The organism is Sphingopyxis sp., from assembly GCF_036402335.1.
Taxonomy (GTDB): Bacteria; Pseudomonadota; Alphaproteobacteria; order Sphingomonadales; family Sphingomonadaceae; genus Sphingopyxis.
In genome coordinates this window covers 1-10,201 of record NZ_DASWTD010000106.1, presented here as the reverse complement: position 1 = coordinate 10,201, position 10,201 = coordinate 1, and the positions used below count along the sequence as shown (strand labels likewise).

Sequence of the window (10,201 nt, the reverse complement as noted above, 5' to 3'; positions counted from 1 at the left end):
GCGATCCTGTTCATCATTTTCGATCTCGAGGCCGCCTTCCTCTTCCCTTGGGCCGTCGTCGTGCTCGACCTCGGCTGGGAGGCGTGGGGCGCGATGATGGTCTTTCTGGGGATATTGACGATCGGTTTCATCTACGAGTGGAAAAAAGGGGCGCTCGACTGGGACTAGGGTCCTGCCGCAGGCGCCTCAATCGGCTTTCATCACGAAGGCGGGGCCAAGGTCGATCGTGCGCGCCGCGTCGCCCAGCGTCAGTGCGACATTGGCCTTGCCCGGCGGATAGGCGTCGCCGGCAATACCTTTCAGATGCACCAGCTTCCATTCGCCCGTAATCGCGACGCGTCCTGCCACGATCGGCGCATAAGGGGCGCTGTTCTGCTGGATCGCGGCGCCGAGATCCGCGGGCGCCGCCGCGCCGCCATCGGCCAGCCGCACCCATAAGGCGAGGATCAGCCTGTCGCCCTTGGCGATACCGCCGCTGATCGGGACCGATGCGCCGATATCCCACGGGTTCGCGGGCTTCGCCGGGATCGTCACGCGCATCGCGGTGCCGCCCTGCACGGCAGCGTCCTTGCGCACCTTGTGCGTCTGGCCGGGGCCGTAGACATTCCAGCCCGCCGTCGGTTCGTTGAGCATCTGCGGCGCGCCGGCTTCCTCCTCGGCCGATACCGGCCCGGCAGCAAAGGCAATGGCGACAGCCAGAAAAGCGGCGTGGATTTTGGTCATCATGCGTCTCCCCCAAACGACTCGATTGCATGATCTTATAATGACAAGTAGCATATCAATCTAATACCAATTGTCCGAGGGGAACGGCGATGCGTCTATTGGTTGGAACCTCCATCCTGTTGCTCTGCGCGGCACTTTCGCCAACTTCCGCGGCGCAGGACGCTGCCAAGGGCAGTTTCGAGCTCGTCTGGTCCGACGAATTCGACGTCGACGGCCTGCCCGACCCCGCCAAATGGAGCTGGGATACCCATGCCAACAAGGGCGGCTGGTACAATGAAGAGCTGCAATATTATGCCGCCGATCGCCCCGAAAACGCCCGCGTCGAGAACGGCCGGCTGATCATCACCGCGCGCAAGGAGACGCTGACCGGCCGCGCCGACCATGGCGGGCAGGGCTATTCGTCGGCGCGGTTGATCACCAAGGGCAAGGCCGAGTTTACCTATGGCCTGATCGAAGTGCGCGCAAAGCTGCCATGCGGCAAGGGAAGCTGGCCCGCGATCTGGACCCTTGGCGCGAACGGTCCCTGGCCCGACGCCGGCGAGATCGACATCATGGAGCATGTCGGCAAGACGCCGGGCGATGTCTTCGGCACGATCCACAATCGCTCGACCGCCGGAACATTCGGCAATGGCGGCAAGACGCGCGTCGAGGATGCCTGCGACGCCTTTCACGATTACCAGATGCTGTGGACCCCGCGCGAGATCCGCTTTGCGGTCGACGGCAAACCCTATCACCGCTACGCCAACGCGGGTACCGGCGCAGCGCAATGGCCGTTCGACCAGCCACAATATCTGCTGCTCAACCTCGCGGTCGGCGGCGCGATGGGCGGCGAGGTCGATGACGCGATCTTCCCGATCCGGTTCGAGATTGACCATGTTCGCGTCTATCGGCAGCAGCCGCGCGGCGCCGGTGCGCCGACCGAATAGGTTTGCGGCGCCCGCCGGGTCTCCGGCGGAGGCCACGGCGAGCGCCGAGGCCAGCGGTGGGAAGACCGCTGCCCCGTTCAGATCAGGATATGGCAGACATCGGGCTGCGGACGGACGATGCCACGCGTCAGGCGCGCCAATGCGCCGTCATCGACGCGGCTCGCATCGGCGAGCTCGACCCGGTAGCGGCCATGGAGTGCGCGCACGGCGCGGACATTCGTTTCGCCGCCCAGTGCTCCGGTGATATCCCGGGGTAGCGTCGCCGTGTCGGTGTCCCGCGTCGTCGCAGGGGTGAGGACTGCAGCCCTTGCGCCGCCGCCCGCGAGCGCTCCCCGGATTTCTTCGGCCACCAGATCGGCAATCGGTCCGAGCACGACCTGCGCCGCATTCCCGGACGGACGGATGATTCCGCGCGCGCCGAGCGCTGATAGCGCGGCGTCGTCGATAGCCTGCTGGTCGGCGACAATCAGGCGCAGGCGCGTTGTGCAGGCATCGACGCTGACCAGGTTGGCGGCGCCACCCAGCGCCGTCACGAAAGCGTCCCCGCGCGCGCCGCCCGCCGACGCGGTGGCGGCTTCAACGACCTCACCCTTCTCGCGCCCCGGCGTCGCAAGGTCGAATTTGCGGATGAAGAAGCGGAACAGGCCGTAATAGAGCAGCGCATAGACCGCGCCGATCGGCAGCAGCATCCATGGCCGCGTAGCGAGGCTGAAGTTCAGTACATAGTCGAACAACCCCGCCGAAAAACCGAAGCCGAGCTTCACGTCGAGCGCATTCATCAGCGCCATCGAGGCGCCGGTCAGCACGGCATGGATCGCGTAAAGCAAGGGCGCGACGAACATGAAGGTGAATTCGATCGGTTCGGTGACTCCGGTGAGGAAGCTCGTGAAGGCGAGGCTGAAGAGCATCCCGCCGACCGCCTTGCGGCGATCGGGCCGCGCCTCGTGATACATGGCCAGACACGCGGCGGGCAGGCCGAACATCATCACCGGGAAGAAGCCGGTCATGAACGCTCCCGCTTCGGGGTCGCCTGCGAAAAAGCGGCGGAGGTCGCCCGTCGCGCCGCCGAAATCGCCGACGACGAACCAGGCGGCATTGTTGATGATGTGGTGCAGCCCGGTGACGATCAACAGCCGGTTGAGCGCGCCATAGACGAACAGGCCGATCTCGCCCGAGGCCACAACGGCGCGGCTCGCGGTATCGATCGCGCCGCTGATATGCGCGTAGCTGTAGCCGACCAGCGCCGCGAGCAGCAGTCCGGCGACCCCGCTCGCGATCGGCACGAAGCGCCGGCCGCCGAAGAACGCAAGATATTCGGGGAGCGCGATCGTCGCGAAGCGATTGTAGAAATGTCCGCCGATCAGGCCCGAGATGATGCCGACAGGCACCTCCAGCCGGTCGATCAGCCCGACCGCCCATTGCTTCGCCGTCAAGGTAGCCGCCGCTTCGGGAAGCCCCGCGCCGATGTCGGGAGGTGCCACCATGAAAGTCTGCGCGCCGTTGGTCGTCACGAAATAGCAGACGACGCCTGCAAGCGCCGCGGCGCCATTGCCGTCGCGTGCAAAACCGACCGCGACGCCGATCGCGAACAATATGCCGAGATTGTCGAAGATCGCGGCACCGGCGGCCGAGATGAAGGCGATGTCGAGCAGGTCGGGCTGGCCGATGCGGAGGAGCAGGCCCGCGATCGGCAGGACAGCGATTGGCAGCATCAGGGCGCGGCCGAGCGGCTGGAGCGTTTCGAGTATCTTCCTCATCGCCGTGTCTCCTCGAATGCGCGGGCGAGCGCGCGAACCTCGGCAGCCGATTTGCATTGCAGTGCGAGTTCGGCATGCGCGCGTGCCTCGATCAGCGTCAGCGTGCGCACGATCTGTTTTGCCTCGGCGACGAAGCCCGGAACCGCCGACAATTCGGTTACGCCCAGCCCGACCAGGATCGGCAGCGCGGCGGGGTCGGATGCGAGCCCGCCGCACACGCCGACCCAGCGTCCACGCGCGGTAGCGAGGCGGCAGGTCTCGGCAATCATCCGGAGCACCGCGGGATGCATGGCATCGACCCCGGCGGCGACCGCCGGATTGCCGCGGTCCATCGCCAGCACATATTGGGTAAGATCGTTGGTGCCGATCGACAGGAAGTCGGCTTCGGCGGCGAGCAGATCGGCGGTCATCGCCGCAGCGGGCGTCTCGACCATCACGCCGACCTCGACCGGCGCCCTGATGCCCATTTCACCGCGTAGCCGGTCGACAACGGCCCGTACCTGCCGCAGCTCATCGACGCTCGCGATCATCGGGATCATGATCTTGCACTGGCCCGCGGGTTCGACGCGCAGGATCGCGCGAAGCTGCGTTTCGAGCAGGTCGGGCCGGGCCAGCGCGACGCGGATGCCGCGCAGGCCAAGCGCCGGATTTTCCTCCTGCGCGATCGGGATATAGGCTGCGGGCTTGTCCCCGCCGATGTCGAGGAGGCGGATGATCACCGGTTGGCCGGCGAGCGCGTCGGCGATTCGCTGATAGGCCGTGTGTTGCTCGCTTTCCGACGGCGCGGTTTCGCGATCGAGGAAGAGAAATTCGCTGCGCACGAGGCCCGATCCTTCGGCGCCCTGTACGGCTGCGATCTCTGCGTCTTCCACCGTGCCGATGTTGGCGAAAATTTCGATCCGCGTGCCGTCGGCACTCCGGCACGCGTCCTTTGCCGCCGCCTGAGCGGCCGCCCGCCGCGCGTCCCGCTTCGCAAGGCGGGCCGTAAACGCATCGGCATCGGCTGCCGAAGGGTTGGCTGTGACATGCCCCAGCTCGGCATCCAGCAACAGCCGCGTACCCTCGTCGACGGTGTCCAGTGCATCGCCCATCGCGACAAGCGCGGGAAGCCCCATGCCCGCGCACAGGATGGCGACATGCGACGTCGGTCCGCCGCGCGCGAGGCAGATGCCGGCGGGCTTTGCCGCGGCGAGCGTCACGAGCTGCGACGGAAGCAAGTCCTCGGCGACCACGATCGCGCCGGTCGCGAGCGCGTCGCCGTCGAGCGGCGTACCGGTCAGCGTCGAGAGCAGTTGCCGCTCGATATCCACCAGATCGTCGATACGCTCGATCAGATGCGCGTTGCCCGTCGCGCGGATCGCGTCGATCTGGTCGTGGATCGCGCCGCGCCAGGAAAAACCGGCGCTGCGCCCTTCGGCAATGCGTTTCTCGGCACCGGCAAGCAGTTCGGGATCGTCGATCAGCGCGAGATGCGCCTGCATCACCGCCGCAACACTGCCATCGGCTTCATTGGCGCGTGCCGCGATCCGGCCGCGCACCTCGCTCCGCGCCGCGATCAGCGCCGCGCGTTCCTCGACCGCGCCCGTACCGTCACGCGCGACCGCGATCTCGGCCTGTCGCAGCCGGGCCGCCGGGCCCATTGCGAGGCCGGGCGATGCGATCACGCCGCCGATCTGGTCGGGGCGCAATATTTGCGTCTCGAGTTTCGCGACCGCCGCAACGGCGGGCGCACCTTCGCCCATATCGGTCGCGAGCAATGCGACGATCGCCGCGAGCGCCGCTTCGGCATCGTCGCCGCGCGCCTGCACGGTCACTTCATCGCCGAAAGCGGTTCCGAGCGCGAGCAGCGCGACGGTACTGCGCGCATCGCCGCGCTTGCCGGCATTGAGCAGATGGACTTCGGCCTCGAAGCGGCGCGCGGCTTCGCCGATCCGCGCTGCGGGACGCGCATGGATACCGTGCGGCAGAGACAGGGTCACCGCCTGTTCGATCACCGTGCCGTCGTCCGGCCGGCGGCGCGCTTCGGCCTGCACCGGCACCAATGTCATCAAGGCTTCGCAAGCGCCTATCGCGGAATCGACCGTCCGGCGGCTGATCGCAAATGCCTCGGCGTTGGTCACGATCACCGGCGTGATCAGGCTGGTCGCCGCGAGGGCTACGGCGTCGAGGTCGAAGCGGATCAGCGGGTCGCCGCGCGCCACCGTCTGTCCGATCGCGACGAGCGGGGTAAAGCCGTCGCCTTTCAGCATCACCGTGTCGAGCCCGATATGGATCAGCACCTCGGCGCCCTCGGCGCTGCGCAGCGACACGGCGTGCCCGGCATCGTGGAGCGTGACCACCTCGCCGTCGAACGGCGCGACGACGGTGTCACCAAGCGGCTGGATCGCGACGCCGTCCCCCATCATCCGTTGCGCGAAGACCGGATCGGGAACGCTGTCCAGCGTCGTCGCCCATCCTCTGAGCGGAGAGGTGATGATCAGGCTCATCCGTGTAATCCCCAAAACTTCCGCCGCTTTGTTGTGCGGCTTGTGTATCATTGTGCGGCGTGGGCAAGGTCCGGTGCGGATTTCGGGACGAGCTGTCCGCCGATCCATGTCGCGCGCGGTGCGAGTTCGCTATTCAGCCACACCCAGTCGGCGCGTTGTCCCGCGGCGATCGCGCCGATTCGGTCCTGCAGCGACAGGAAGGTCGCAGGCGTCGCGCTTGCCATCGCCGACACGTCGGTCACGGGCAGGCCGGTGACCTCGACCGTCTTGCGCAGCGCCGATGCCATGTCGAGGTGCGTGCCTGCCAGCGTGCCGTCCTCGAAAATGCAGACGCCGTCCTTCACCGCGATGCGCTTGCCTTGCAGGGTGAATTCGCTGTCGTCGGTGCCGACACTGGGCATCGCGTCGGTGACCAGCATGATGCGGTCCTTGCCCTTTGCATGGACCGCGAGCCGGACGACCGCGGGGTGCAGATGGACGTCGTCGACGATCAGCCCGCACCAGCTGTCGGAATCGAACGCGGCGCCGACCGCGCCAGGGTTGCGGTGATGCAGCGGCGACATCGCATTGAACAAATGGGTGAAGCCCGAAAGCCCCGCCGCGATTGCGCGCTGTGCCTCGTCATAGGTGGCATCGCTGTGCCCCGCGCTCACAATGACGCCGTGGCGGACGAGGGTGCGGATGTCGTCTTCGTCGCACAGTTCGGGCGCAAGGGTCAGCATCACGCGTCCGCGGTGCGGCGCGGTGAGCGTCGCGAGGATATCGGCATCGAGGCGGCGGATGCGATGCGCTTCGTGAATGCCGCGCTTCACCTCGTTGATGAACGGGCCTTCGATATGGATGCCGACGACGCCGGGCACGCCTTGTTCGATTGCGGCGTCGACGGCCGCGAGTGCGGTGGCGATCTGTGCCGGCGTGTCGCTGATCAGCGTCGGCAGGAAAGCCGTGGTACCGAACCGGGCATGCGCCTCCCCGATCGCCGCGATCGCCTCGACATCGACCTGGTCGTTGAACAGCACCCCGCCGCCGCCATTGACCTGCGTATCGACAAATCCGGGGAGCAGCCAGCCGCCTTCCAGATCGATCATGCGATCGGCAGCCGACGCGGCGGCCGGCGTCACGCCGGTCACAATGCCCCCGGCGATGGCGATATCGACCGCGCCGACGGCGCCGGTCGGCAACGCGACCCGGCCGTTGTGGAAACGAAAGATCATAGCGTCTCGGTAACCTTGTTGAGATGGGGAGGCGAGTCGGGGTTGCAGCCCCGCGCCAGCGCGAGTGCGCTTGCCATGCGATAGAAACTCTGGATCAGCAGGATCGGCTCGATCGCCGGATGCGCGGCAATGGCCGGCAGTTCGCCACCGTCGGGATCGGCGAGCAGGACCGTCGCGCCGCGGCCACGAAACTCGGTCGCCGCCTCGCGCACGCTGACGGCCGCGCGGTCGCTGCCGCCGAAGGCGAGGACGTGAAAGGCATCGCCGACGATCGCCATCGGACCGTGGCGCACCTCGGCGGCGCTGAAGCTTTCGGCGTGGAGTGCCGAGGTTTCCTTGAACTTGAGCGCGGCTTCCTGTGCGACGCCCAGCCCGTAGCCGCGGCCGAGGACGAACAGGTTGGTCGCATCCTGAAAGGCCGCGACCGCAGGCGACCAATCGAGCGCGAACGCCTGAGCAAGCTGGGCGGGCAGGGCGGTTACGGCGTCTTCGAGCGCCGCGTCCTCTGCCCATGCCGCAACAAGTGCGGCGACGGCCGCAAGCGAAGCGATATAGGATTTGGTCGCCGCCACCGATCGTTCGATCCCCGCCGACAGGGGGATTTCGATGTCGGCAAGGCGCGCCAGCGGCGATCCTTCGGCGTTTACGAGCGCGACGACGAATGCGCCCGCATCGCGCTGCTGCTCGACCGCGGCGAGCAGGTCGGGGCTTTTGCCCGACTGCGAAATGGCGAGGCAAAGCCGGTTGCCCGCGACCGCGGGCGCGTCATAGAGCGACGCGATCGACAGCGCGGCCGACGCGGTCGGCGTGCCAGTCATCGTTTCGATCAGATATTTGGCATAGGTTGCGGCATGGTCCGAGGAGCCCCGCGCGCAGGTCACGACCGCGGCGGGGGGAGAGGCACGCAGACGCCGTCCGATCCCGGCAAACGCCGCGCGATTCGCTTCGAGCATCCGGCCGACGGCGACGGCCGCCTCGCCCGCTTCCTGCTCCATCAGCGTCTGTCGTCCGTCCAGCGCGGCGTTCGGCGTCATAGGATTGTGTCTCCGGATCGGTGTCATGTGCCACTTGATATATTGGTACTATATAGGTTATATATGTCTCATCAAGATGTATGTTTGGCCCGTCAGATTTTGATGATCCAACGCTTGCGGCGCAGCCACTCCATCGCGCCCCAGATCAGCACCATGTAGAGAATGACGGGCAGCAGCGAAGCGACCGGGTCGCCGAATGCCTCGCGGAGCGCGCGGAAGGGCAGCAGCAGCAGGTCCCATGTGACCATGCCCGCGGTGACCTGATGCAGCGTATAGGCGGCGATCGCATTGGCGCCGAAGGCGAGCATCGCGGTGGCGGCAAGGCCGGGCCTGCGGGCTTCGTGGTCGAGCCAGTGGTGGAGCAGCGCCAGCGCGAGGATCGTGATCCCGCTCGTTACAAGCACGAAGCTGCTCGACCAGATATCCTTCACGATCGGGAAGGCGAGGCTCCAGAGGCCGCCCACCGCGAGCATTCCGGCGCCGACGATCGCCAAATGGCGCGCGGCGGGGCCTTTCCGGCCGATCAGCAACTCGCCGACGGCGACCCCGATCAGCCCTTGGGCAATCGCGGGCAGCGTGCCGAGAATGCCTTCGGGATCATATCCCTCGGCGCCCTGCACATAGAGGTGCGTGCCGAGAAGCAGCCGATCGACCGATGCGATGAAGTTATGGCCGCGCACCCAGATATCGGTTGTAACGCCATCGAGCGAGGGAAGTAACGCGAGCGGCCAATAAGCGGCAAGAATCACCGCGGCGATGATCATCCGCGCGCGTGGACCCGCGAGCAGGAAAAGCAGGGCGCAGGCGCAATAGACGAGCCCGATTCGCTGCAAGACCCCGAACAACCGCCATTCGCCCGATGCAAAGCTGGCGAACCAGTAGAGGTTGCTGAGGATGAAGCCCAGCAGCAACAGGCGACCGCTCCGGCCGAAAATGTGCCGCTGCTGCGCCGAATCGAGCTTTGCATCCCGCATCGAAAAGGGGATCGCGATCCCCACCATCGTCAGAAAGCCCGGAAAAACGAGGTCGGCGAGGGTAAGTCCGTCCCAGCTGGCATGCAGCAGGATCGGCGCGACATTCGCCTCGGCGCCATATTTCATCGCTGCGGCCGAATTCACCAGGATCATCCCGGCGACCGTGAGCCCCCTGAGCACATCAAGTGAAATCAATCGCATGGCTTTGCCTCCCCGGTTTTCCGTCGCCCCCTCAGGCAACATCTTGGCCCTGCCACAAATTTGCAATGGACAGCGCGTTGGATTTGTAGTCTATTGGTAATAGTCCAAGGACGCAATTGGTCTTATAGAGATTGTGGGAAGGCAATCTGGACCGGACGGGATGGGGGAAAATCATAATGGTTAAGGGGCCTGCCAAGACTTTCGGGATTCGCCACGGTCTGCTTCAGGGCATCTGTGTGACGGCGCTCGCGAGCGCGATCACCCTTCCTGCTGCGGCACAGGAAAGCACCGCGCCGGCGGCCGACGAGGAACCGTCCAACGACATCGTCGTCACCGGCATTCGCGCCAATCTGGAGTCGGCGCAAAACCGCAAGCGCACCGCCGATACCGTCGTCGATTCGATCACCGCAGAGGATATTGGCTCCTTCCCCGACAAATCGGTCGCCGAAGCGCTGCAGCGCGTGCCGGGCATCACGGTCATCCGGTTTGCCGGTACCGATGATACCTCGCACTTCTCTGCCGAGCCTTCGGGGGTCATTGTTCGCGGGCTCAACCAAGTGCGTTCGGAATTCAACGGCCGTGACACCTTCAGTGCGAACTCGTCGCGCGGCCTCTCGTGGCAGGACATCTCACCCGAACTGCTCGGCGGCATCGACACCTACAAGAACCAGACCGCCGACCTGATCGAGGGCGGTATCGCGGGAACGGTCAACCTGCGCACACGCGTGCCCTTCGATCAGGATGGGCGGCTGATCTCGATCTCGATCAAGAACACCTATGGCGACATTGCGAAGAAATCGACGCCCGAGATCTCGGGCATCATTTCCGATCGCTGGCAGACGGGGATCGGCGAGATCGGCCTGATGATCAACGGCGCCTATTCGCA

At 66.0% G+C, this 10,201-nt stretch carries 9 protein-coding genes; 3 read left to right on the top strand and 6 right to left on the bottom strand.

The annotated features are described in order from the left end of the window. Window positions 1-168 (top strand): NADH-quinone oxidoreductase subunit A (gene ndhC, locus VGD20_RS03190; protein ID WP_331133064.1); only part of this gene is annotated, 168 nt, incomplete at its 5' end. 18 nt (window positions 169-186) lie between these two features. Here the strand turns inward: ndhC and VGD20_RS03185 are convergent. Further along, window positions 187-726: a hypothetical protein gene (locus tag VGD20_RS03185; protein WP_331133063.1), complete on the bottom strand. Its 540-nt coding sequence runs from the start codon at window positions 724-726 to the stop codon at window positions 187-189. 86 nt (window positions 727-812) lie between these two features. Between VGD20_RS03185 and VGD20_RS03180 the strand changes: the two genes are divergently transcribed. Further along, the gene (locus VGD20_RS03180; RefSeq protein ID WP_331133062.1) at window positions 813-1,649 is read left to right on the top strand and encodes a glycoside hydrolase family 16 protein; all 837 of its coding nucleotides are present in this window, start codon (window positions 813-815) and stop codon (window positions 1,647-1,649) included. A 77-nt stretch (window positions 1,650-1,726) separates the two neighbouring features. On the opposite strand, the gene nagE is transcribed toward VGD20_RS03180, so the two are convergent. The 5 genes from nagE to VGD20_RS03155 form a co-directional block, all read right to left on the bottom strand. Further along, window positions 1,727-3,406 (bottom strand): N-acetylglucosamine-specific PTS transporter subunit IIBC, encoded by a 1,680-nt coding sequence (gene nagE, locus VGD20_RS03175; RefSeq protein ID WP_331133061.1) that lies wholly within the window; start codon window positions 3,404-3,406, stop codon window positions 1,727-1,729. Continuing rightward, the gene (ptsP, locus tag VGD20_RS03170) at window positions 3,403-5,892 is read right to left on the bottom strand and encodes a phosphoenolpyruvate--protein phosphotransferase (RefSeq protein WP_331133060.1); all 2,490 of its coding nucleotides are present in this window, start codon (window positions 5,890-5,892) and stop codon (window positions 3,403-3,405) included. Before ptsP ends, nagE begins: the two co-directional genes overlap by 4 nt. 47 nt (window positions 5,893-5,939) lie before the next feature. Then, on the bottom strand, window positions 5,940-7,106 hold the full coding sequence (nagA, locus tag VGD20_RS03165) for an N-acetylglucosamine-6-phosphate deacetylase (RefSeq protein ID WP_331133059.1): 1,167 nt from the start codon (window positions 7,104-7,106) through the stop codon (window positions 5,940-5,942). Continuing rightward, window positions 7,103-8,140, bottom strand: coding sequence for an SIS domain-containing protein (locus VGD20_RS03160; RefSeq protein ID WP_331133058.1), 1,038 nt, complete (start codon window positions 8,138-8,140; stop codon window positions 7,103-7,105). The genes nagA and VGD20_RS03160 overlap by 4 nt, the downstream gene beginning before the upstream one ends. A 92-nt stretch (window positions 8,141-8,232) precedes the next feature. Continuing rightward, window positions 8,233-9,315 (bottom strand): acyltransferase family protein, encoded by a 1,083-nt coding sequence (locus VGD20_RS03155; protein WP_331133057.1) that lies wholly within the window; start codon window positions 9,313-9,315, stop codon window positions 8,233-8,235. 176 nt (window positions 9,316-9,491) lie between these two features. On the opposite strand from VGD20_RS03155, the gene VGD20_RS03150 reads away from it, so the two are divergent. After that, window positions 9,492-10,201 (top strand): TonB-dependent receptor plug domain-containing protein (locus VGD20_RS03150; RefSeq protein ID WP_331133056.1); only part of this gene is annotated, 710 nt, incomplete at its 3' end.

Excerpts from the sequence above, each read along its gene's own strand:
- VGD20_RS03185 (WP_331133063.1), bottom strand. The coding sequence starts at position 726 with ATGATGACCAAAATCCACGCCGCTTTTCTGGCTGTCGCCATTGCCTTT.
- VGD20_RS03155 (WP_331133057.1), bottom strand. The coding sequence starts at position 9,315 with ATGCGATTGATTTCACTTGATGTGCTCAGGGGGCTCACGGTCGCCGGG.
- nagE (WP_331133061.1), bottom strand. The coding sequence starts at position 3,406 with ATGAGGAAGATACTCGAAACGCTCCAGCCGCTCGGCCGCGCCCTGATG.
- VGD20_RS03180 (WP_331133062.1), top strand. The coding sequence starts at position 813 with ATGCGTCTATTGGTTGGAACCTCCATCCTGTTGCTCTGCGCGGCACTT.
- VGD20_RS03160 (WP_331133058.1), bottom strand. The coding sequence starts at position 8,140 with ATGACGCCGAACGCCGCGCTGGACGGACGACAGACGCTGATGGAGCAG.
- ptsP (WP_331133060.1), bottom strand. The coding sequence starts at position 5,892 with ATGAGCCTGATCATCACCTCTCCGCTCAGAGGATGGGCGACGACGCTG.
- nagA (WP_331133059.1), bottom strand. The coding sequence starts at position 7,106 with ATGATCTTTCGTTTCCACAACGGCCGGGTCGCGTTGCCGACCGGCGCC.